Here is a 22,651-nt window from a genome sequence, read left to right on the forward strand (position 1 = left end):
CGTGCCGATGACCACGACCGGCAGGGCCAAGAGCCAGATATACCAACGGGCCCACAGTTCTGCGTCATGCATGGTGAGTTCCTCCTCCTTCCCACTACGTAGAGCAAGGGGCGTACCGAGGTTTGCTTTGTCTGGAGGCGGTCATCAGGGGCCGGTTGGAAGAAAATGGCGCCACTGGGAGGGCTGTCAGGCCTGAAACGCTGTCGCAAACCGCAGCAGGCAAATCTTGCCCGTCACAAAAACCTCACAGGCCGTGCCGAAGTTCACACAGTCTATCTCTCCAGGAACTGCGCGAGGTGAGGTAACCAGGGCAGGAGGATGACGCCAAGGCAGATCGACAGGGCCACGATGGACGTGACGAGGTCTTCGTCCAAACTCGTGTCTGTCGCGAAGATGACGGCGGTGATGGCGGAAGGCATCGCGGCAACCAACAGGACGATCGCCCGTTCGATCCCGCTAAGGCTCAACAGCCAGGCCGCTCCCAGTCCCAACAAGAATCCGCCTCCCATCCGCCAGGCGACACCCACCAAGGCCAAGGACAGAGTGCGCTGCAGGGCCGAAAAGCTGATCGCCAGACCCAGGACCAGGCTTGCCAGCGGCGTGGTCGTGAGGTGGAGCGGGGTCAAGGCCTGAAGGAGCCATGCCGGCAGGTGCCACCCGAGGAGGCTGAGCAGCAGGCTCACGGCAAGGGCCCACAGCGGCGGGGAGGACAGGAATCGCCTCAACGCCGGCTTCATGCTGCCCCCTGCGGCTCCGTACCACACCGCGAGACCGTAGATCACCGTGAGCGTCAAGGTGGTTTGCCCCAAGTCGAACAGGATGGCCTGTGCCAACCCTTGCTCGCCGAATGTGGCGAGGGCGACCGGATAGGCGAAGTACACCGAATTGATACAGCCGGTGGCGATGAGAAATCCGCCCTGGGTAGCGCGAGGCAAGCGCAACAAGCGGGACAACCACCAGGCGCTTAGCAACATGGGAAGCGTGACGAGGCAGGCAGCCAGCGGCAGTTTCCAGGCGGTGGGCGCAAAGGCGGTACGGTCGAGCGAAATCAGGATGGTCGCCGGGAGGCTGAAGGAAAACACGAACCACGCCAGCCGCTCGGCATGTGGTTTCCCAAGCACACCCGTTGAGCGGAGGGCTGCTCCGGCGACGAAGATGAGCAGAAAGGCTTGGAGCGGCACAGGCATGCCCGGAGAGTAGCAGAAACGAGCGGTGGCCGGCTTTTTCTATGCGCCGGATCGGCGAGCCTGTTACCATGGCCGGGCCCATGAGTTCGCCAGCGGTCGCAGGGCCGCCGCAGCGCGCGGCGGTCTTTTTCATTCTCGTTACGGTCGTGCTCGACATGTTGTCGTTCGGCATCATCATTCCGGTGTTGCCGAAGCTGGTCGAGGAGTTCCTGGGCGGCGACACGGCGATGGCGGCCTCGATCTACGGTCTCATGGGCACGGCTTGGGCCTTGATGCAGTTCGTCTGCTCCCCGATTCAGGGGGCGCTCTCCGACCGCTTCGGCCGCCGTCCGGTGGTCCTGCTCTCGAACCTGGGGCTCGGCCTCGATTTCATCTTGATGGCGCTGGCCCCCAACGTGGGGTGGCTGTTTGCGGGGCGAGTGATTTCCGGCATCGCCTCGTCGAGCTTCAGTACCGCCGGCGCCTATATCGCCGACGTGACGCCGCCGGACAAACGCGCCGCCGCATTCGGATTGATGGGCGCCTCGTTCGGGTTGGGGTTCATCCTCGGCCCTATCGTGGGGGGGCTGTTGGGGGCTGTGGATCCTCGTTGGCCCTTTTGGGGCGCGGCGGCTACGAGTTTGCTCAATGCGACCTATGGGTTCTTCGTGCTGCCGGAATCGTTGCCTCGCGACCGCCGGGCGCCGTTCAACTGGCGCAGGGCCAACCCGGTGGGGGCTTTGAATCTCCTGCGCTCGCACCACGAACTCTTCGGCCTCGCCACCGCCAACTTTTTAGTCAACCTGGCCCACGGCGTGTTGCCGAGCGTGGCAGTGCTGTATCTGGGCTATCGCTACGGCTGGGGGCCGTCGGCGGTCGGGTTTACGTTGGCGGCGGTCGGGGCCTGCGCGATGGTTGTGCAGGGAGCCTTGGTGAAACCGATCACGGCGCGATTGGGCGAGCGCCGCACCTTGATCACCGGCCTGCTGTGCGGGGCGATGGGCTTCGCCATCTATGGGCTGGCGCCCACTCCAGAACTCTATTGCCTGGGCATTCCGGTGATGGCCTTCTGGGGGCTGGCCGGCCCCTCGGCGCAGGTGTTCATGACCAGGCGGGTGCGTCCCACGGAACAGGGCCAGTTGCAGGGCGCGATTGCGAGCCTCACCGGCATTGCCGGTTTGATCGGCCCGACCCTCTTCACGCAAACCTTCGCCGCCTTCATCGGGCCGCAGGCCGATTGGCACCTTCCGGGCGCGCCCTATTTGCTGTCGAGCATGATGTTGCTGGTGGCGATGGCGGTGGCCTGGCGCGTGACCAGGTCGGTCGGCTGAGTCATCTGCCTCCATGCACGGAGAAGCTGCGGTTCCGATAGAGCGTGAGGGCGCGCTGTTCGGCTTCTTCGGCTTCGGGCCGATCCGCTCGGCGATAGAAGTCGTGCAGCAGGGACCAGGCGGCGGCTTCGGCCTCGACATCGTGCAGGGTTTGCGACAGCAGCAGCGCTCGTTTTCCCGACCGGATCCCATCCTCCAGCCGATCGTCGGCGGCGGCTGCGGCGGCGAGCCGGAATTGTAGCTTCGCTTCGAGAGCCACTCGGTGCTCCGCTTCCGCTAGGGCGAGGCCTGCGTCATAGGCCGCAACTGCCTCTTGCGGACGATCGCCCAGCGCATGGGCGTCGCCCAGCGCCAGCCAGGTTGCCAACTGCTGGTCGATGTCCTTGCGGCTCCGGGCATCCTGCTGCGCCTGCTGGAGCAAGACCAAGCCCCGTTCCATCGAACCCTCGCCGATGTCCAGGAGTCCCAGGTGGATCAGCGTCTCATTGCGGCCCGCCGGCTGCTTGATTCGGCGGTAGAGGTCCTGGGCCTGCAAGAGTGAGGAGCGCGCCTCCTCGCCGTACCCGAGCCGAGCCGACATGCGGCCTAATGCGAGCAGTGCACGGGCCTGACCTGCTCGATCCTTTGTGCGTCCATACAAGGGCACGGCTTCCCGGAGCAGATCGTACGCGTCTCGAATCTTGCCCTGGCGTTCGTTCACCGCGGCGATTTTCACCAGCGATGTGGCGATGCCCTGCGGCTGCTGTTGGGCGCGGAACGTCGAGAGGGCGAGGCGGTAGTAGGTGAGCGTTTCCTGCCAATGTTGTTGCACATCGTGGATCTCGCCGATCTTCAGCAGTTCCTGGCCCGAGAGGGTCGCCGTCTCCGACCGTTCGGCAGGCCATGCCGGGGCGTGAAGGGGACTCGCGATCGAGGAGGCGAGAAGGACAAGGATCGACAGAGTCCGGCGCTGCGCCGGAGTCCTAGTGGCCTGACTCTGCATGGCAGCAGCATGCGCCCTGCCGAGTAATTGGGTCAAGGCCCGGCCCCGAGGGCGGGCACCACCGTTCCAGCCTTGACGAATTTTCTTCTTGAGGCCGATAATGCCGCGCGTGCGGCGCGGCGGAGCGTCGACATGGATGGACTTTCCGGTGAAAGGAGCGAGGTGTGGCGACTCGTCACGTGACTCCAGCGAAAATCATGCAACTGGGTACGGCGTTCATGGGGTCGAAGACACTGCTCAGCGCCGTCGAACTGGGCCTCTTCACGGAACTGGCCAAGGGACCGATGGAGGCCGAAGCCTTGACCACCCGCTTGCAACTGCATCCCCGCAGTGCGCGGGACTTTTTCGATGCTCTGGTGGCGCTGGGCATGTTGAAGCGGACCGGCCGGCGTTATGCCAATACGCCGGAGGCTGCCAAGTTTTTGGACCGCAACAAACCGTCCTACGTGGGCGGCATCCTTGAAATGGCGAATGCGCGGCTCTACCGGTTTTGGGGCTCGCTGACCGAGGGACTGCAGACCGGGAAGGCGCAGAACGAGGTCAAGACCGGCGAGGATTTCTTCGGCACCCTCTATGCCGACCCCGAACGGCTCGAAGGGTTTCTCAAGGCCATGACCGGTTTGAGCATTGGGGCGGCGCAGGTCATTGCCAAGAAATTTCCCTGGAAGAAGTACCGCTCCTTTACCGATGTCGGCTGCGCGCAGGGCGGAGTCGCGGTGGAGATCGCGCTGGCGCACAAACACCTCCGGGGTGGGGGGATGGATCTGCCGGTCGTGCGCCCGATCTTCGAGGCCTATGCGCAACAACGTGGCGTGGGGGCACGCCTGCGATTTCATACCGGAGATTTTTTCAAGGATCCGCTGCCCGAGAGCGATGTGATCATCATGGGGCACATCCTCCACGACTGGAATTTGGAGGAGAAAATCATGCTGATCCGCAAGGCCTACGAAGCCCTGCCGGCCAACGGCGCCCTCATCGTGCACGAGGCGCTGATCGACGATGCGCGCAGTCGCAACGCCTTCGGCTTGCTCATGAGCCTGAACATGTTGATCGAAACGCACGGCGGCTTCGACTTCACCGGCGCGGACTGCCGCCGCTGGATGCAGGATGTCGGATTCCGGCGCACCAAGGTCGAGCGATTGGCCGGACCGGACGGCATGGTGGTGGGTTTTAAATAGCGGGCCGGGAGGTCACCAAAGGGGGATTGCCGGCGACTGTTCGAACAAAGCCAGCTTCGCCGAACGGGGCAGTGCCTTGATGGCGGCTTCGCGTTGAAGGGCTGTGGGTCGGTCTGATGTAGATTCGGTGTAACGCACGGTAAGCGGCCCTCGCCCCCTCGTATATTTCGCCGCCGTCCCTGCGGCATGGTCACGCAGTCGGCGCTCCAGGTCGGTCGTGATGCCCGTATAGAGGGTCCCGTCGCGGCATTCCAGGATATAAACGACCCAACCCATGTACCGTGGTCCAAGGCGGTGCAGGTAGTATGTCCCGGCTGCTCCTCGCGGGTGATGGCTGCCGATCATAGTGGATGGGAGAGAGGAGCACAATGCGGGGGCGATGGGCCGCGTCCGGCTAGTGGATGTGGTAGATGTCGAACATCAAGCCGGAGAGCACCATCATCAAGATGATGGCAGACGTGACCGCCACGAACAGAAACTTCCGCTCCGTGCGTCTGACATTGTGAAAGCGATAGGGGCTGGAACCGGAGCGTCGGCGAAGCTTTCGTTCCACGGGACCGTTTCCTGGTGGTCGTTTCGCACCCCGCCTACTATGCTCTCGCAGGCTCTGGCGTGGAATCGGGAATTCCCTGACGGGGCGTCAGATTATTACCGAGTCGGAGGTACGCATCATCATGGTCATTTTGGTGATGGGCGTGTCGGGAGCAGGCAAGACGGTGGTGGGTCGCGCGCTGGCCGGTAACCTCGGCTGGACGTTTATCGATGGTGACGACCTGCACCCGCCGGGGAATATCGAAAAGATGCGGAGTGGGCAGGCCCTGACCGATGAGGATCGGCAGCCCTGGCTCGCTAAGCTGCATGCGGCCGTGGTCGACGTGCTGTCCAGGGGGCAATCGGCTGTCGTGGCCTGCTCGATCTTGACGCGAGACTACCGACGGACTGTGCGTCGGGGCGTCGAGGAGCAGGTGCGGGTGGTCTATCTCAGGGGCAGTGAGGTGCTCTTCCGTGATCGGCTGGACCGCCGGACCGCCCATTTCATGGGGCCCGACCTTCTCGCCAGTCAACTGGCATTGCTGGAAGAGCCGATCGATGCGCTGGTGGTCGATGCCGCATTGCCGCCCGAGCGCCTCATTCGCCTGATTCGTGCCAGTCTCGGCCTGTGAACGAGCGCTGGCGGGCAAACCCTCCCTAACTCCCTCGCTCAGCCAGCTCGATCGCTACTTCAGTTTCCAGCGCGAACCGGCCCCGCCCGCGCGGAACCAAGCGGATGTCGGGACACTTCTGTTCCAGGCGTTTGCGAAGGAGGATCAAGCGGCTCTCCAAGTTGTCCTTGAATTCCGGCAGGCCCAGCCAGGCGTCCATCCGCAGCTCGCGGTTGGTGAAGTCGCAGCGGCCCGCTTCTCGATGCTGGGTCAGGATACGCCAGAGGATGCGGGCCGGTGTGTTGCGAATCAGGTAGTCCCCATCCACGAAGATACAATCATCGGCACGGAAAAAGGAAAATTGCCTCGTGCGCGGGGCGGTCGCGCGCGGCTTGGTCGCGGATCGGACCGCCGGGCCTGGCGTAGGTTCTTCCACCTCTCGGCTCAATTGTTCGATGCCGGCGGCGAGTTGCCCGGCAACGATCATCAACAGCGTGTCTTCACGAGCCATGAAGGCCAGCGGTTCCGTGCATTCGACGGCCAGCACGCCGATCAGGCACTTGTGCGAGACCAGCGGCACGGCAAGTTGTCCCGAGGCGCCGGGCAGCCCGGGGAGAGGGATTTCCCGACAGACCGCCTCCGCTCCGTCCACGGCTTCGACGCGGCCCCGCACCGCGCGGGCGTACCGCAGGCTGTGGTCGATGGCCGACAGGCGGAGCGGACAACGGGCTCTGGCCACCATGCCGATGAGGCCCTCCCCGATCCCCACTTCGGAGCCGACCCCGTTGTCGGAGTAGCCATGGCTGGCAATGGTGATCAGCTTGGCGTTCGCCTCGTCCGCCAGCAAAATCATCGAATGGCGAAAGCCGAGCCGCTCGTCCAACAATCGGAGCGTGCTTTCCAACAGGTCTCCCAACAGTTCGCACCGGCCCATGCGCTCCGATAGGAGCCGTAAGCCTTCCAGATCCTGGTCCACCAACAGGCGTGAAGGTTGCTCCCCGGCAGGCGGTGTCGGGGTTCGGGTAAATCCGTCCATCCGTTCGATGCGTAAGACCTGATACACGTCGACGGCTTGGAGGCGGAACACGTCGGTCATGCCGGCATAAGACGCGATGGCTTGCAACTGGAGCGACATGGAATCGAAGAGCGGGCCTGATGATTCGGAGTGGTCGTAACGCAGATACAGCCGATAGCCCTGTAGGGTTCGCGGGTCGAGCACCATCGCGCAGGCCAGCGGATGCTCACGGACATTACGATGGGTCTTGTTGAAAAATTGGTGGGAGATCGCTACGTGGTCGGCATCGACATAGTAGATCTGGCTGACGAAGGTGATGTTCGGCACCCCGTCGCGCGAGCTGGTGCTCAAGGCGGCGGGGATCATGCCCTGCAGGCAGGGCCACAAGTCTGCCAGTAGGATCGTCGAGGGCTCCATCGTCTAGGCGCGCTCCCCCGCGCCGGGTCCGGGGGTTTGGTGAAAGACGTCCGTCACTTCGATGTCGGCGGCGAGGGCCGGTTCGGTGATCCAGGCTTCGCTCAACATGGGCGAAAAGCCGATGGCGAGCAGCTCCTGCGAGAATTCCCGATGCCAGCTCCGGCTGTCCTCTTGGTCCCGCGCCGTGGTCGGGCGTATCTGCCGCAGCCGTCCCTTGAGCTGGCAGGCGACATGGTCGGTCGGTCGCGTACAGCTGATCGCGATCAGTCCGTTGTCGCGGAGGTTTTCCAGCGTTTTACGGGAAATGGCTTCCGTGAGAAAAATCGTGACCGTCTTGTAATCCGGCGCGACCCGGATGCCCCAGGCCCTGGTCGATTCCGGCATGAGGCCGGCATCGCGGGTGCCGACAATGACCGACACTCCGGTGCGGAGAAGGTCGACGACCTGTGGCGGGATCTGCATCGGCTCCGGCGACGTCCTTAGGAAAAAATTAGGCGCACGATAGCATATTCTTAGGAACCGGCGCTTGGGGCTTCGTGGTAGGGTTCCGCCTGCCGAAGGAAATGGCCGCAGCGCTTTCGGTGATGTCTCGTTCAGGCGGCCTTGCCGAACCACAAGGAGGTTGCCATGTCACTCGTCTTGACTCGATCCCTCGCATGGTTGTTGGTCCTCCCCCTCGCCGGGGCGTTGGTGGGGGTGGACAGTCGTCTCTCTGTTGCCGCGTCCCCTCGCCCGGCGCCCGTGCGGTTTGTGGCGGACGACTACGGGTTTACCGGCCCCGATCACATTCCCGCCGGCCTGACCTCCATTCAGGTGGTCAACCGGGGACAAGATCTTCACCACGTGCAGCTGCTCAAGCTGTTGCAGGGAAAGACGGCAGGGGAGTTTCAGGCCGCGCTCAAGGCGAATCCCGGCCGCATGCCGTCATGGATTCAGTTCGTCGGCGGTCCCAATGCGGCGGAGCCGGGCGGTGAGGCCGTGGCGACGATGGACCTCGGCGAAGGCGAATACCTGCTGATCTGTCTGATCCCGAACCGGGCCGGCGTGCCGCACCTGGCGCTGGGGATGCAAAAGACGCTGTCGGTCAAGGGGGCCGATTCCGCGCCGCAAGCCGCGCCGCAGGCTGCAGTCACGATTACCCAAGCCGATTTTCAGTTCACGCTTTCGAAACCCGTGGCCTCCGGCTCGCATACGATCCGCGTGATGAACCACGGCACGCAGCCGCACGAAGCCGTGCTGGTGAAGTTGACACCGGGCGTTTCGGCGAAAGAGTTTGCCGTGGTGGCGGAGTCGGGGTCCGCACCGCCTCCCGGCCAGTTCATGGGTGGAGTCGTCGGCCTTGAAACCGGCGGGCAGGCCTACTTCACGGCGCAGTTCGAACCAGGCCATTACGGATTGATCTGCTTCTTTCCAGACCCGGCGACGGGCAAGCCCCATCTTGCCCAGGGGATGGTGACCGATTTTACGGTAGACTAACGATGCGGAGGGGAGGGCGATCGTCCCAGGGGTTCTCCTAGCTCTCCCCTCTCGGTCGAGGCGGTATACCGAAAGATCACCAAGGAGGCGCCGCTATGGATATCAATGCCACATATCACCCACAGCTTCGCAGCGATCATATCAAGGCGCAGCTCAACAAGCTTGAAGCCCTGGAACATCAGGCTCCGGTGACTCCGAGCTGCGACCAGTTCGACGCCGAGACGATCGAGTTGCTCACGGGTATCTACGGCGACACGCATCAGTACGTGGAGTCGTACAAGTACGCTACGTTGGGAGAAGCCGAGGCGATCGTCAACCTGCCGGAATCCGCACAGGAGCCGCAGACCAGGGACGTGCCGAAAAAGGGCCTTCAGCAGCGCCGTCAGCTGCTGCTGGGCATTCTCACGGACATTGAAGAACTGGAAGCGAGTGAGGCCGAGGTTCTTGCGGGTGAAGACCGAGAAGATCCGCCTGGGATGAGCTGACTGTCAGCGCGTCGCCTCGCGGAGGGTGCGCAAATAGGCGATGAGGTCGCGAATGTCCTCATCGCGGAGCAGGTTCTTAGGATACATCGCAGTGCCCGGATGGCCCAGCTTGATCGAGCGGTAACGATCCTCATCGTCCTGGGCCTTGAGTTTCGCCGGGTCACGCAGGTTGGCCGGCGGGACGGCGAGGCGGCTCAGTCGTTTAGAGAGATCGGCTGAGATCGGGGGCTTGCGGTTCAGATGGCCCTCGATGCCGTGGCAGACGGCGCAGCCGCCGATTTCGTGGTAGAGCGTCCGACCGCTCTTCGCGTCACCTTGCAGGCTGCTCCCGTCACCCGTTCCGCCCATCGGGGCGGCGGCCCGTGCAGTACCGCGAAGAGCGGCTAAGTAGGGCAACAGCGACAAAATTTCTTCATCGCTCAAGGATTCCTTCGACAGCGGGTACATCGCCGTCCGGAGATGGCCATGGCGGATGGCCTCGAAGCGCTGTTTGTCCGTGGTCAGTGTGAGGGTCTCGGCTCGCCTCAGGTCGGCCGGGGGAGGATCGAGGCGGCCGATGTTCTCGCGAATATTCGGACTGAGCTGCGGTGGGAGCCGATCGCGATATCCGTCGATGCCGTGACAGGTGGAGCAGAGCCCCTTGCCGTTAAAGAGGGTGCGGCCTTGCTCGGCGGCCGGCGGAAGGGGAGCCGATGGTTCGTGTGCGCCGGCGTCCGCCCCCTTCGCGGCTTGTCCGCTGAGCGCCGCCGTGAGGCAGAGCGCTCCCCTCAGTCCCGTCCTGCTCCACGCCCACACGGAATTCTTTTTCGCAGCCATTGAGTGGTGCCTACCGCTCTGCTCCGCAGATCTTGACCCCATTATAATCAACGGGACCAGCGACTGCCATGGATCGAAGCGTAGAGGGGAGGCCTATGCGGCCGCTTGGTATCGCAGGTATTCCCGCAGGAGGTCCCGCCAGGTGACGATACCTTCCAAGTGGCCGGCGGTTGTGAGGACCGGCAGGCAGGAGACGCGATTCTCAAGGAGGAGTTGGGATGCCGCCGTCACGCTGGTGTGGAGGGTGACGGTGACGAGCGTACGGCTCATGATCTGGTGGACCCGCTTCTGGAGCGTGGCGCGATCGCGGTCCGTTTCCGACATCGTCCCCACATAGGGGCTGACGGCCTTCAACAGGTCGCGATCGGAGATGATACCGACCAATTCCCGTCCTTCCACCACCAGCAGGTGGTGGAAGTGGAACTCGTTGAACAGTTCACGCGCCCGTGCAAGGGAATCATCCATCGCGACCGTCACCAGCCGCCGGGACATGATGGCTTGAACGGTCGGAGCCGGCTCGTCCTGTCGGGCGTCGGAGAGGACGGACGGGTGCTGATCTGATGGTTGGGAGCCGGGGGGCATGAATCGCTCCTGAGTTTGAGGGCTGTTGTTCCCGTATCGGCCCGAGTGCACGGCTTCTTGAGCCATGGCCCCTCCTACTTTCCTTAGACGGCAATATGTTATAAGCTACTGGTTTCTCCAGCCGGTCGCGCAATTCCACGACCAGCGTTCCATACCATTCATTCAAACCTTGCCGGATCGCACGATCGTCAGAGCGTGGGTGCCGAGAGGATTTACAGGGGGATGTCGAAGGATGAGTAAAAGGGAGATCGAAGTCTCGCAGCGGCTGATGAGTTACATGTTCAAGGCTCATCCTTGGCACGGCGTGTCCATCGGCGAACGGGCGCCTGAGATGGTGACGACCTATATTGAAATCGTTCCGACCGATACGGTGAAGTACGAGGTCGACAAGGCCAGCGGCTTCTTGAAAGTGGATCGTCCGCAACGGTTCTCGAACTTTTGCCCCGTCTATTACGGCTTAATTCCGCAGACCTATTGCGGCGAACAGGTCGCCAAGTTGTTCGGGGAGCGCGCCAACCGGCCCGGCATGATCGGCGACGGCGATCCGCTCGATATCTGCGTGCTCACGGAGAAGACGATTCCCCACAGCGACATTCTGCTCACGGCTTTGCCCATCGGCGGACTCAGCATGGCCGACGGGGGCGAAGCCGACGACAAGATCATCGCCGTCATGCGCGATGACGCCGTCTACGGCAACTTTACCGATTTGAAGGACTGCCCCATGACGCTCCTCGATCGGCTGCAACATTACTTCCTCACCTACAAACATGCGCCGGGGTCGACCCAGCACAAGGTGGAAATCACCGGCATGTATGGGCGGGATGAGGCCCTGCGGGTCATCCGGGCCAGCCATGAGGATTATCAGAAAAAATTTCCCGAGCTCGAATCGCTTTGGACCGCCGTCGGCAAGCGGAGCTAGCCGGCTCAAGAAAGGTCGATCCCCTCTCCATGAAACAGCACACGAACCATCCGCAGACCGAACCGGCGGCCAAGGGGTTTTCGCCGGGTTTTGCCGCCTTGGGGCTGGAAGCCTCGTTGCTCGCCGCGCTCGAAACGTTGGGCTACGAAGAGCCGACGCCTATTCAGAAGGGAGCCATTCCGCCGCTCCTCGAGGGCCGGGACCTCTTGGGGCAGGCGGCTACGGGCACGGGAAAGACCGCGGCCTTCGCCTTGCCCCTGTTGCAGCGGATCGCCCATGGCCCGCGCCATCGTCCCACGGCGCTCATTTTGGTGCCGACCAGGGAACTGGCCGTACAGGTCAGCGAGGCAGTCCAGCGGTACGGCAAGGAGATGCGGATCGGGGTCTTGGCGCTGTACGGGGGGCAGGCGATGGGACCGCAGCTGCAGGCGCTGCGGCGTGGCGTCGAGGTGATCGTGGCGACACCGGGACGGGCCTTGGACCATCTGCGGCGACAGACTCTGAAGCTGGCGGATCTCCAAATCGTCGTCCTCGACGAGGCGGACGAGATGCTCGACATGGGATTTGCCGACGATCTGGATGCGATCTTGGAGCAAACTCCGGCGACCAAGCAGACGGCGTTGTTCTCCGCCACCATGCCGCCCCGGATTGCCGCCATTGCCCGCCGCCACTTGAAGGATCCGGTCGATGTCACGATCGCGCGGGAACCGGTCAAGGCGGGGGCTGCTCCGCGGGTGCAACAGACCGCCTACGTCGTGTTGCGCCAGCACAAGGTCGCGGCGTTGGCGCGGGTGTTGGATATGGCCACGCCTAAATCCGCGCTCGTCTTTTGCCGGACGCGGTTGGAGGTCGATGAAGTGACCGCGGCCTTGCTCGGCCGGGGGTACCGTGTCGAGGCCATCCACGGCGGCATGAGCCAGGTACAGCGGGATCGAGTGATGCAGTCCTTTCGCTCGGGACAGACCGAACTGCTGGTCGCCACCGACGTGGCGGCTCGCGGCTTGGACATCCCCTCCGTCTCGCACGTCATCAATTACGATCTGCCTTCCTCGGTGGAGGTCTATGTCCATCGTATCGGTCGGACGGGACGGGCCGGACGCGAAGGGACGGCGATCACCATCGTCGAGCCCCGCGAGCAGCGACTCTTGCGGAGCGTCGAGCAGCACACGAAGGCGCGCATCACGATCGCCCCGGTGCCGTCCGTCGGCGACCTGTTGGCTAAACGTCTGGAGCGGACGAAGGGTTCGATCCAAGAGGCCTTAGACGCCGGTGAGTTGGACGATTTCCGTCGCGTCGTGCAGGCCTTGGCCGGCTCAGCCGACCTGATGGATATCGCGGCGGCGGCGGTCAAACTCGTCTACAAAGCTCATGGCGGCGACCGGGCCGAAGAGGACATTCCCGCCATGCCCGTGCGGGCTCCGGAGCCCTATCGGAGCGGGCGATCCTCCTACGGCCAAGCCGGTGGCTATGGCGACCGCGCGCGCGCGCCGCGTGGCGGCCCCGGTCGTGGTCGCGCGGCGGGGGCGGTGCGTGTGTATATCGGGGCCGGTCGTGCCATGGGAGTCAGGCCTGGCGATTTGGTCGGCGCCATTGCGAACGAAGCCGGCGTCCCCTCGCGCATGATCGGTGCGATCGAAGTGGAGGATCGGTTTTCCATCGTCGACGTGCAGGAAGAAGCCGCGCGTCAGGTGATCGACGCGCTGGGCCGGACGAGGATCAAGGGGCAGAAGGTGTCCGTGAGGTTGTTTCGGGATTGAGGCGAGCCTGGGCATCCCTGGATGCCCAGGCCCCGTCGTCACTTGGCCTGTACGTCGATGGTCACCGGAACCGGATTCGCAATCGTGTCGTGAATCGGTGAAAACTTCGCCAACTCCCGCAGCTGTTCGGGGCTTGCGTCCGACTGGACGGTGAATGTGACCCGAATGGCTTGATACCCGGGGCGCACCTGGTCGGACAGGCCGAGAAAACCCTGCAGATCCACATCCCCTTCCAACGTCGATTCCAACGACTCGATGTGAATGCCGCGCGCGGCTGCATGGTAGACCATGGACGTGGTGAGACAGGCGGCCAGCGCATGCAGCAGATACTCCGCCGGGTTCGCCCCATGGTCTTCGCCCAAAAGCACGGGCGGCTCATCCGCCTCGAGCACGAAGGGCTGGGTGCGGAGGCTGTCTTCCTGCCCCGCGCCGTAGAAACTCTTGATCGTCGAACGGTTGTGGCCGCCCCTCATCCACTGGTTCTTCGCGCGGAACCGAAAATTCGCCAGGGTCGGTTGTTGCTGCACCGCCTGTACGGTCGCCCCCATTCGTTCCACATCGACGCCGTTGATGGTGCCGGTCATCGTGGCTGGTGACATGAGATCCCTCCTTGGTTGTGAGTGCGTGATGATGGCCTGCCGAATCAACAGCCGGTCGGCATTCCGGCATATCGTTTCCCAGTTCATTGCGGTACCCGTTCGAGCGAGAGACGGCCGAAGATCGCTCCGCAGGGCGGCACCGCCGTCTGCGGCGAGAGGAACGTCCGGCGCAGGATCGCCCAGGTCAGCGGCTGCCGACGGTTCCAAGGCGCCAAAGACAGGGTGCGGGCCAGCAGGCAATACCCGACCAGCACCCGCGCCGTCGTGCCGACAAGCTGGATGATGTGGACCCACTGGAGCGGCGGCCACAGTCCCGCCGCAAGGAGGATCAGGTAAGCCACCCGGACCTGCAGTGGAAATGCCGTCACCTCGGGGACCAGGTGAAACACATGCGCGATCTGGATGAGGCAGAGCGCCATGGCCAACCAGATGCCGGGCGGCCATCCCGTCAGACCGCTTCCCAGCAGTGCGACCGTCGCCAGCCAGTACCACCAGCCTATGTCCTGTATCCTGTTCATCGTTTCCCCCTCGCTTCGTGGGTGCATCGTGATCGATGCCAGGCCTATCAGCAGGAGTGATGCCAGGGAGTTGTCGGATGGGTAACGTCGAAAAATCAGCTGATTGCGTGGAATGGCGTTGAGATGCCGGATGCGGGATTTCGCGCCTTGCGAAATGTCACGAGTCTCGGCGCGAGATCTCGCAAGCCACGAGGCAACGGTCAGTGAGGTTTGCGGATGCCCAAGGCCTTCATGCGGGAAGCCAAGGTGGAGGGATTGAGCCCAAGGTGTTTGGCCGCACCCTTCTCGCCGGCCACGACCCACCCGGTCTCATCCAGGGCGCGCAGGATGTTCGTTCGCTCCAGCGATTCGAGTTCCTGCGCCGTGAGAATTTTCGACGGCTCTTGCCCTGCCGTGGGTGCGCACGGTATCGCAGCGGGAGACACCTCGGGCAAGGCGCGATCCAGGTTCAGCTTGCCGTCGACGGCGGTGATGACTGCACGTTCCATCACGTTCTGCAGTTCACGCACATTGCCGGGCCAGCTGTACCGCCTGAGCCGTTCGGCGCAGTCGACGGTCAAGGGTGCGATGGTGCGGCCCATGGTGCGGGCACAACGTTGGGCGAAGGCCGAGGCGAGCCGCACGATGTCGTCGCCGCGCTCGCGCAAGGGCGGCAGGGCGAGGGGAAAGACGTTCAATCGATAATAGAGATCCTCGCGAAACTGTCCCTCCTTGATGGACTTTGAGAGGTCGCGATTGGTAGCGGCCAGGACCCGCACGTTTACCTTTTTGGTGTGAGAGCTCCCCACGGGATCGAATTCGCCCTCTTGCAAGACACGGAGTAACTTGGCTTGAAGGTCCAGCGGCAGTTCGCCGATCTCGTCGAGAAAGATCGTGCCTCGGTCCGCCAGGGCAAACCGGCCTTCCCGTTTCTTGGTCGCGCCGGTGAACGCGCCGGGCTCGTGGCCGAAGAATTCGCTTTCCATCAACGTGGCGGGTATCGCCGCGCAGTTGACGATGACCAACGGACGCTCGCGTCGATGGCTGGCTCGGTGAATCGCTCGCGCGACCAACTCCTTACCGGTGCCGGTTTCGCCGACGATCAGGACCGTGGCATCGGTCGGCGCGACCTGCGCGATGTCGTCCAGCACGCGTCGCAGGGCCGGGCTCTCGCCGATCAGTGTGCCAGGATGACGCGACTGGAGCTCCTCGCGCAGGAGTTCTGTTTCCACGGTGAGCGACCGAATCTTTTGTTCCGCCTCGATCCGGTCGCGCACGTTGCGCAGGATCACGGTCGTAGCGGTGCGGCGGTGCAACTCGAAGCGGGAGAGGGTGGCTTCGGCGGGAAAGGAGCCGCCTTCGGGACAACGGGCCGTGAGGCCGCCGGGAATCCAGAGGGAGCGTTGTCCTTCGGGGCGGGTATCCAGTTCGGTGATCAGGTCGGTCACGCGGCGGGCGTCCTCGTCGCTCATGAACCGTCTGAAATCCTGGCCGACCATCCGGGAGCCGCCACAACGAAACACCCGCTCGGTGGCCGGATTGACGCGGGTGATCCGCAGTTGGTCGTCCAGTTCGATGATGGCGTCCATCGCGCTTCCAAGGAGGCGCCCCACGGTTTCCTCCCGTTCCCGCACCTCGGCCTCGGCCCGCAACCGTCGGAGTTCCGCCGCCGCTCGCGCGGCGAAGATTTGGAAAATAGCATGGATGCGCGGTTCTTCAGGAATGGGGCGACGGTCGATGACGGCCATGTGGCCCAGGATGCCGCCGTCTTGATCCTTGAGCGGCACCCCCATGTAACTGACGGCCCCGGCCTGCCGCAACTCCTCCTCCTGCGGATAGATCTCCAGAACGCGGTCGGGGAAATGCACCAGGGTGGCCGTATCGATGACCCGCTCGCAGGGCGTCCCCGCGATGTCGACTTCGTAATCCTTGACCCACTGGCCGTCCATCCAGAAGGCCAGGGCGCGCAGGCGTCGGGATTCAGGAAAGTATTCCGTGACCCAGGCGCCATGGGTACCCAAGACGTCGGCGAGGTTGCGGACCAGGGCGGCAAAAAAGTCGTGGCCGGTCTCCGTCGCCGTGCCCTGCAGGATGGCGCGCAACACCGCATCGGCTTCCAAGGCATGGAGCGGTTGGGTGGCGTCTGTATGCTCGGTCGACATGGCGTGGTGCCGTGAGTATGCGACCACGAGGCCGGGGTTTCAAGGGTGCGCCGGCCTCTTGTTGCCCGTGAGGTTTTACGCTACCATCCCCCTGCTCATGGTCGTGTTCATCCCTGTCGTCACCGATCCATGGATGTCTCTCGGTGCACCGGCAGGGGCGTCGGTCATATCCCATTCCAATCCGGTCACAGTCAACCACCCCACGGCGATCATTCCGGCCTTTCGATCGTAGAGAGGCGCGATATGACGGAACGTGGTGAGGGGATCGGCATGGGTACCTTTCAATGGAGCAACAAAGTGAGGAGAGGGTAGTGACGCTGGTTCCCTGGAAAGCGCAGCTGCGTGATTGGCAGGCGCGTGCGGTGGCGGATGTCTTGGCCCGCCGCTGCGAAGACTATCTGGTCACCGCGACTCCTGCCGCCGGCAAGACCCGCTTTGCCTTGCGCATCGCCCATCAGTACCTGGCGGACCGTGCCGCCGCGCGGGTCCTGGTGATCTGTCCGACGAATCACCTGCGGACGCAATGGGCGTCCGCCGCCGGCCACGTGGGCATTCAGCTCGACCCGAATTTGTCGAACGAGCAGGCCTGTGAAGCGCGGGATTACCATGGCGCGGTCGTGACCTATCAGCAGGTTTGCCTCGCGCCGGACGTATTTCGGCGGGCCTGCCGCAACCGGAAGACGTTGCTCATTTTCGACGAGCTGCACCATGCGGGGGACGGGAAGGATTGGGGCATTGCGCTCCGCGAGGCGTTCGGCGAAGCGGTGTTCCGCCTGGCCTTGTCGGGGACACCCTTTCGCTCCGACAACAACCCGATTCCCTATGTCCGGTACGAGCAAGGCGAAAGTCAGGCGGATTTCACCTACGGCTATTCCCACGCGATCCGCGACGGCGTCTGCCGCCCCATTCTCTTTCCCAGCTACGAAGGCGAGTTGACGTGGTTATCGGACGGCCGCGAGCATCGAGCCACGTTCGAGGACGGATTGACGTTCGAGCGTCAGCGGGAACGGCTCAAGACCGCGTTGCTCCAGGAGAGCTGGCTGGGGCCGGTGTTGAGTGATGCCCATGCCGAGTTGCAGCGGCTCCGCAAGCAGGAGCAGCCGGATGCGGGCGGCCTCATCGTGACCATGAATCAGGACCATGCCCGGCAGGTGGCGGAGTTGGTGAAACGCATCACCGGGGGGCGGGCGCAGGTGGCCGTCTCCGACGATCCTTCCGCCTCCAAGACCATCGAAACCTTTGCGCATCATAAGAGCCAACAATGGCTGGTGGCGGTGAACATGGTCAGCGAAGGAGTGGACATCCCCCGGCTGCGGGTGGGGGTGTATGCCACCAACGTGTTGACGGAGATGTATTTCCGCCAGGTCGTGGGGCGTTTCGTGCGGATGCAGGAGAAGGTGCCCAGGCCGCAACGGGCCTGGCTCTACCTGCCGAAAGACGCAACCCTGGTGCATTATGCGAAACGCATCAAGGTCGAACGTGACCACGTGCTGGAAGACATCATGCCCGCCATGCAACGGACCCTGTTCGGCACGGCAGCCACGTCGCTGAAGGAGTATATTCCGCTGAACGGCGTGGCGCGCTTGGATGCCTTGATCGGCGCGGAGGAGAGCGAACCGTCGGGAGAGGGCAAGGGACAGGGGGAGCCGGCCGTTGCGCTTCACGATCAGAAACACAATTTGCGCGAGAAGCATCGCCTGCTGGTCGGCGCCGTCGCCCGGAAGACCGGCCTGGACCATCGACAACTCAATGCCGAGCTGATCAAACGGACCGGCGGCCGCGTGGATGAAGCGACCATTCCGCAACTCGAACGACGCATCGCCTTGTTGGAGAAGTGGCGGGATTCAGGGTTCGATCGCAGGCGGTAGAGTCACGTCGCGTCCGTTTCTTCGCCGGCTTCCAGACAGCGGTTGCATTGCTCCAAATCCGGCACGCCGTGGCTGCTGCAGAAATGCCGACGGCACAGACTGCAGAACATGTATGTCATGCGGATGCGGTCCTCGGCTTCGCAGTAATAACAGTTCTTCGCGCTCTTGGCCTTGGGCATGGGTGGTTCCTTGTGGCGCCTGCCACGGTTCGCTCGTCGGTTACGGTCCTGCCTGTTCCAGTTCTTCCCGTAAGACGAACTTGATGGATGGATTCGATTTGATGCAGTAGGCCAGGAGATGGTCCGTCATGAACAGCATGACGGGGCGACCCTGACGGTCGAGCAGGCGGATCGTGTCCGCCGGCCAATAGACCGCCGCAATGGCCGCGGGATCGCCCACGATCCAACGCGCGAGGGCATGCGGCAGGCGATCCACCGAGGTCTTGACCCCGTACTCATTCTCCAACCGTGAGATCACCACGTCGAACTGCAGCTCACCCACCGCAGCCAGCACCGGCTCGCGGCGGATCTGGTCGGGGGAGTGGAAGATCTGCATGACCCCCTCTTCTTCCAGTTGCTGCAGCCCCTTCTGAAACTGTTTGTGTTTGGAGATGTCTTGCGTGCGCAGCCGCCCGAAACATTCCGGCGGAAAGTGCGGGATGGGATCGAAACTGATCGAACTGTCCGAGCTGAGGGTGTCGCCGATGGTAAAAAGGCCGGGATTGACCAGGCCGACCACGTCGCCGGGATAGGCTTCGTCGATCGTCTCGCGATCGCGGCCGAACAGCCGATGGGGGCGGGTCATGCGGATTTTGCGGCCCAGCCTGGCGTGGTGGACCATCATGTCTTTCTCGAACCGGCCGGAGCAGATGCGAAGAAATGCCATACGGTCGCGATGCTGGGGGTCCATGTTCGCCTGGATCTTGAACACGAAGCCGGAAAACTGTTCATCCGTCGGCTCGATCGCCCCTCGACTGCTGTGGCGCGGGCCGGGTGGCGGCGCGAGCTGGGTGAAGGCGTCCAAGAAGGGGCCGACGCCGAAGTTGGTGAGCGCGCTGCCGAAGAACACCGGGGTCAATTCACCGGTGAGAAACCGAGTCCGGTCGAACGCCGTGCCGGCTCCTTTCAGCAGGCCGATTTCCTCCTGCAGCGGCCCGTAGGCGTCCCCCAACGTCTCGGCCAATCTGGCGTTGGGAAAACTGTCCACAGTCATCGGGGCGCGGCGTTGGTTGTGGGCCGTCCGCTCAAAAAACAACACGTGGTGGTTCTGGAAGTCGTACACCCCTTGAAAGCCGGACCCTTCGCCGATGGGCCAGTTGAAGGGCACGGCCGTCATGCCGAGCGTCCGCTCGATTTCATCGAGCAGGTCGAAGGGGTGGCGGCCCGGCTGGTCCATCTTGTTGATGAAGGTCAGGATCGGGATGCCGCGTTTGCGACAGACCGCAAAGAGTTTCTTGGTCTGAGGCTCGATCCCCTTGGCGCCGTCGAGCACCATGACGGCGCTGTCCACTGCCATGAGCGTCCGGTAGGTGTCCTCGCTGAAGTCCTGGTGGCCCGGTGTGTCCAGGAGGTTGATGCGCGCGCCTTGGTAGTCGAACTGGAGCATCGTGGAGGTGATGGAAATGCCGCGCGCCTGCTCCAACTCCATCCAATCGGATTTGGCTTGGCGTTGAGACGAACGAGCCTGCACGGCTCCCGCAAGGTGTACGGCTCCCGAGTAGAGCAGCAGTTTCTCCGTCAGCGTGGTTTTCCCGGCGTCGGGGTGAGAAATGATGGCGAAGGTGCGCCGCCGCGCCACTTCGCGTCGCAACTCGTCGGACGAGGACTTTTCAATCGACAGGGTCATAGACCTCTTTGGGGGGCTTCAAAGCGCCCGAATATGTCGGATGGAGAAGCCTTGTTGTATCAGTCGGAGCCGGGTCGCGGCAAGGAGGGGCCTCGCTTGTACAAGCCCAGACACCTCTGTACAACTGGATCATGCGTGATCACAACACGATCCAGCGGCTCGCGACCGCAGAGTTGCTGCTCCTTCTTTGGGGGTGGTGTGGAGTCGGCATCGAGCCGGATGCCATGGCTCAGACCCCACCGTCCCCGGCGGCGGAAGCGGCATTGCCCGATCTCCAGGCCCAGCGCGACAGTGCCGAACAGGCACTCTCGCGCCTGCCGGCCATGACGGCGCGATCAAAGGGCTCCTCCGCCGAGCAGGCCGATCCGGCCCTTGCCGAGCGGCGATCCTTGCTCCAGCAACTGGTCCAAGTCTCCGAGCAGCACCTCGATGCGGTTCGGACACTGAAGCCATTACGCCAACGTGTCCAGGATGCGGACCGTCAAAATCAAGAGTGGAACGGGTTCCCCACCCCGCCGCCCTATCCCGCCCTGAAAGTCGATGAACTGCGGGAGGCGGCCCGTGCCATGGCGCTGACGGTACAGAGTATCCAGACCAGGCTCCGGATGACCGAAACGCTCGCTGACCACGCGGAGGCTGAACTGAAGACGGTTCAAGGCCGTGTGCGGCAACTGTCTGAGCGGCTGGAAGGTCTCCAGGATAATGATAAACGTGACGGATTGGTTCAAGAGCGGGATCTCGCACAATTGCGCGAGCGGGTGGAGGGCGCGCGCGTCGCCATGTTGGACGCGGAACGACAGAAGGTTCAGGAGCAGTTGGCCGAGGCCAAGCAACGAGTCGCGTTGCTCATCCGTCAACGGGACCTGGCCCAGCGACAGGCCCACTTTCCGCAGGAGGATTTTGATCGAATCGCCAAACGGATTGAGGCGGATCGCCAAGCCATCGCGGCGGAGTTGGAGCGGGCCGTCGACGAGCAGTCGCTGCAGCGTCAGGCCGTGGCTGCCGAGGAGGCAAAATTGGCCGCGGCCAACGCGGCGTCCTCGGTATCCAAGGCAAAGGTGCGGGAACAGGCAGACCGGTTGGCGCGGCTGAACGGTGTGGTCGAAGGGCTACGTCTTCGGTTCGACAATGCCAATCTGCACGTGGACCTAGCGCGGCAGTTGCTGGACGACCTCGATCGGGAGGGGCAGATCTGGGACCTCAGATTCGCCACGACTCATGGGAAGTTGTCGTTGACGGAGGAGCGTGATGCGGCCGCGAAGTTGGCCAACGCTGCCAAGCAGATTCGCGGGCGGAAAGAGTACGGCCTGCAGCAACTCATGATGGTTGGCAGCCGGATCAGCGAAATCGAGAACCGGCTGGCAGAGGCTGCTTCCTCGGGGCCGCCACAGCATGTGCAGGAGCTATTGTATGCTGCTCGTCACCGGGAGGATCTGCATCGGCGCCTGTTGCAGCGCACCGATGCGTTGTTAGAAGTGATCGAGAACTGGGAAGCGGAGTTCTCCAAGCGGGAGCAGTCACGATCGCTGATCGCCCGCCTACGGGAGATGTGGCGCAACCTATTGGCCGTGGTTGGCAACACCTGGCAGGTGGAACTGTTCACCGCGGAAGATTCGATCGAGGTCGAGGGCAAGGTGATCACCGGCCATCGGAGCATCACGGTGGGCAAGGCGGTGACGGCCTTGGCGATTTTGATTGTGGGGTATTGGGGCGCGGGGCTGCTGGCGCGATTCGCCGAGCGCCAAGCCATCACGCGCTTCCAACTCGATCCCAACGTCGCCAATATCATTCGGCAATGGGCGATGGCCTGTTTCTTCTTGGTCCTCGTCCTCATCGCGTTGATGTCGGTCAAAATCCCGATCACGGCCTTTGCCTTTCTCGGCGGAGCGCTGGCCATTGGGGTAGGATTCGGAACTCAGAATCTGTTGAAGAACGTCATCAGCGGCTTGCTGTTGCTCGTCGAACGTCCCTTGCGTGTTGGTGACGTGATTGAGGTCGATGGCATCAGGGGCATGGTCACGACGATCGGTCTGCGTTCCTCCACGATCCGCGATATGAATGGGGTGGAAACGTTGATTCCGAACAGTCACCTGCTCGAGCGGAACCTCACCAATTGGACCTATTCCAGTTACAGCAAACGCTATGCGTTGCGGATTGCCGTCGCCGCGATATCCGATGCCCAACGGGTCAGGGACCTGTTGGGCGAATGGGCGGCTCGCCACGAGGCGGTCCTCAAGGAGCCGGCTCCGTATGTGTTGCTCGAAGACTTCAACGAGCAGGCCCTGGTGTTCACGGTGCAGTACTGGACTGAAATCGGCCCCCGTATCGATCCCGCCATGGTAGCCAGCGACCTGCGGTTCGTTATCGAGCGGGGGTTGGCCCAAGCCGGTATCGCGAAAAAATAACCCTCATGG

General features: G+C 63.2%; 23 protein-coding genes. 10 read left to right on the forward strand and 13 right to left on the reverse strand.

The genetic code is table 11. The annotated features are described in order from the left end of the window. Positions 1-272: 272 nt before the first annotated feature. Positions 273-1,187 carry an AEC family transporter gene (locus HRU82_14320; GenBank protein ID QOJ36045.1) on the reverse strand — a complete coding sequence of 305 codons (915 nt, stop codon included), beginning with the start codon at positions 1,185-1,187 and terminating at the stop codon, positions 273-275. A gap of 80 nt (positions 1,188-1,267) precedes the next feature. Between HRU82_14320 and HRU82_14325 the strand changes: the two genes are divergently transcribed. Then, positions 1,268-2,497: a TCR/Tet family MFS transporter gene (locus tag HRU82_14325; GenBank protein ID QOJ36046.1), complete on the forward strand. Its 1,230-nt coding sequence runs from the start codon at positions 1,268-1,270 to the stop codon at positions 2,495-2,497. Position 2,498: 1 nt separating this feature from the next. Here HRU82_14325 and HRU82_14330 read toward each other — a convergent pair whose 3' ends face one another. Further along, positions 2,499-3,479: a tetratricopeptide repeat protein gene (locus HRU82_14330; protein ID QOJ36047.1), complete on the reverse strand. Its 981-nt coding sequence runs from the start codon at positions 3,477-3,479 to the stop codon at positions 2,499-2,501. Positions 3,480-3,676: 197 nt separating this feature from the next. Here HRU82_14330 and HRU82_14335 point away from each other — a divergent pair, with 197 nt between their 5' ends. Next, a complete protein-coding gene (locus tag HRU82_14335) occupies positions 3,677-4,657 on the forward strand; it encodes a methyltransferase (GenBank protein ID QOJ37222.1) in 981 nt (326 codons plus the stop codon). Positions 4,658-4,669: 12 nt separating this feature from the next. On the opposite strand, the gene HRU82_14340 is transcribed toward HRU82_14335, so the two are convergent. Next, complete coding sequence (locus HRU82_14340; protein QOJ36048.1) at positions 4,670-4,933, reverse strand: GIY-YIG nuclease family protein; 264 nt, start codon at positions 4,931-4,933, stop codon at positions 4,670-4,672. Between the two features lie 118 nt (positions 4,934-5,051). Then, the gene (locus HRU82_14345) at positions 5,052-5,210 is read right to left on the reverse strand and encodes a hypothetical protein (protein QOJ36049.1); all 159 of its coding nucleotides are present in this window, start codon (positions 5,208-5,210) and stop codon (positions 5,052-5,054) included. 121 nt (positions 5,211-5,331) lie between these two features. Between HRU82_14345 and HRU82_14350 the strand changes: the two genes are divergently transcribed. Continuing rightward, positions 5,332-5,820 carry an AAA family ATPase gene (locus HRU82_14350; GenBank protein ID QOJ36050.1) on the forward strand — a complete coding sequence of 163 codons (489 nt, stop codon included), beginning with the start codon at positions 5,332-5,334 and terminating at the stop codon, positions 5,818-5,820. 25 nt (positions 5,821-5,845) lie between these two features. Here the strand turns inward: HRU82_14350 and HRU82_14355 are convergent, their stop codons facing one another. Further along, positions 5,846-7,231 carry a GAF domain-containing protein gene (locus tag HRU82_14355; protein ID QOJ36051.1) on the reverse strand — a complete coding sequence of 462 codons (1,386 nt, stop codon included), beginning with the start codon at positions 7,229-7,231 and terminating at the stop codon, positions 5,846-5,848. Positions 7,232-7,234: 3 nt separating this feature from the next. Then, positions 7,235-7,693 carry a hypothetical protein gene (locus HRU82_14360; protein QOJ36052.1) on the reverse strand — a complete coding sequence of 153 codons (459 nt, stop codon included), beginning with the start codon at positions 7,691-7,693 and terminating at the stop codon, positions 7,235-7,237. Positions 7,694-7,858: 165 nt separating this feature from the next. On the opposite strand from HRU82_14360, the gene HRU82_14365 reads away from it, so the two are divergent. Continuing rightward, positions 7,859-8,707, forward strand: coding sequence for a hypothetical protein (locus HRU82_14365; protein QOJ36053.1), 849 nt, complete (start codon positions 7,859-7,861; stop codon positions 8,705-8,707). 95 nt (positions 8,708-8,802) lie between these two features. Further along, complete coding sequence (locus HRU82_14370; protein ID QOJ36054.1) at positions 8,803-9,192, forward strand: hypothetical protein; 390 nt, start codon at positions 8,803-8,805, stop codon at positions 9,190-9,192. Between the two features lie 3 nt (positions 9,193-9,195). Here the strand turns inward: HRU82_14370 and HRU82_14375 are convergent, their stop codons facing one another. Together HRU82_14375 and HRU82_14380 are read right to left on the reverse strand one after the other, a co-directional pair. Beyond that, positions 9,196-10,008: a cytochrome c gene (locus HRU82_14375; GenBank protein QOJ36055.1), complete on the reverse strand. Its 813-nt coding sequence runs from the start codon at positions 10,006-10,008 to the stop codon at positions 9,196-9,198. Positions 10,009-10,101: 93 nt separating this feature from the next. Continuing rightward, positions 10,102-10,590: a CBS domain-containing protein gene (locus HRU82_14380; protein QOJ37223.1), complete on the reverse strand. Its 489-nt coding sequence runs from the start codon at positions 10,588-10,590 to the stop codon at positions 10,102-10,104. A 232-nt stretch (positions 10,591-10,822) separates the two neighbouring features. On the opposite strand from HRU82_14380, the gene HRU82_14385 reads away from it, so the two are divergent. Together HRU82_14385 and HRU82_14390 are read left to right on the forward strand one after the other, a co-directional pair. Next, entirely contained in the window at positions 10,823-11,509 is a 687-nt protein-coding gene (locus HRU82_14385; protein ID QOJ36056.1) for an inorganic pyrophosphatase, read from the forward strand. A gap of 29 nt (positions 11,510-11,538) precedes the next feature. Then, positions 11,539-13,266 (forward strand): DEAD/DEAH box helicase, encoded by a 1,728-nt coding sequence (locus tag HRU82_14390; protein QOJ36057.1) that lies wholly within the window; start codon positions 11,539-11,541, stop codon positions 13,264-13,266. A gap of 38 nt (positions 13,267-13,304) precedes the next feature. Here the strand turns inward: HRU82_14390 and HRU82_14395 are convergent, their stop codons facing one another. From HRU82_14395 to HRU82_14405, 3 genes are all read right to left on the reverse strand, one after another. Continuing rightward, a complete protein-coding gene (locus HRU82_14395) occupies positions 13,305-13,865 on the reverse strand; it encodes an OsmC family protein (protein QOJ36058.1) in 561 nt (186 codons plus the stop codon). 83 nt (positions 13,866-13,948) lie between these two features. Then, positions 13,949-14,383 (reverse strand): hypothetical protein, encoded by a 435-nt coding sequence (locus tag HRU82_14400; GenBank protein ID QOJ36059.1) that lies wholly within the window; start codon positions 14,381-14,383, stop codon positions 13,949-13,951. A 200-nt stretch (positions 14,384-14,583) separates the two neighbouring features. Then, complete coding sequence (locus HRU82_14405; protein QOJ36060.1) at positions 14,584-16,524, reverse strand: sigma 54-interacting transcriptional regulator; 1,941 nt, start codon at positions 16,522-16,524, stop codon at positions 14,584-14,586. On the opposite strand from HRU82_14405, the gene HRU82_14410 reads away from it, so the two are divergent. Next, entirely contained in the window at positions 16,523-16,756 is a 234-nt protein-coding gene (locus HRU82_14410) for a hypothetical protein (protein ID QOJ36061.1), read from the forward strand. The genes HRU82_14405 and HRU82_14410 overlap by 2 nt on opposite strands. 79 nt (positions 16,757-16,835) lie before the next feature. Next, complete coding sequence (locus tag HRU82_14415) at positions 16,836-18,392, forward strand: DEAD/DEAH box helicase family protein (protein ID QOJ36062.1); 1,557 nt, start codon at positions 16,836-16,838, stop codon at positions 18,390-18,392. A 2-nt stretch (positions 18,393-18,394) separates the two neighbouring features. On the opposite strand, the gene HRU82_14420 is transcribed toward HRU82_14415, so the two are convergent. Then, positions 18,395-18,571, reverse strand: coding sequence for a hypothetical protein (locus HRU82_14420; protein ID QOJ36063.1), 177 nt, complete (start codon positions 18,569-18,571; stop codon positions 18,395-18,397). 40 nt (positions 18,572-18,611) lie between these two features. Then, complete coding sequence (locus tag HRU82_14425) at positions 18,612-20,237, reverse strand: peptide chain release factor 3 (protein QOJ36064.1); 1,626 nt, start codon at positions 20,235-20,237, stop codon at positions 18,612-18,614. Between the two features lie 131 nt (positions 20,238-20,368). Here HRU82_14425 and HRU82_14430 point away from each other — a divergent pair, with 131 nt between their 5' ends. Then, a complete protein-coding gene (locus tag HRU82_14430; GenBank protein QOJ36065.1) occupies positions 20,369-22,642 on the forward strand; it encodes a mechanosensitive ion channel in 2,274 nt (757 codons plus the stop codon). The last annotated feature ends 9 nt before the right edge of the window (positions 22,643-22,651 follow it).

Origin of the sequence: Nitrospira sp., from assembly GCA_015709715.1 — a bacterium.
GTDB lineage: Bacteria > Nitrospirota > Nitrospiria > Nitrospirales > Nitrospiraceae > Nitrospira_A.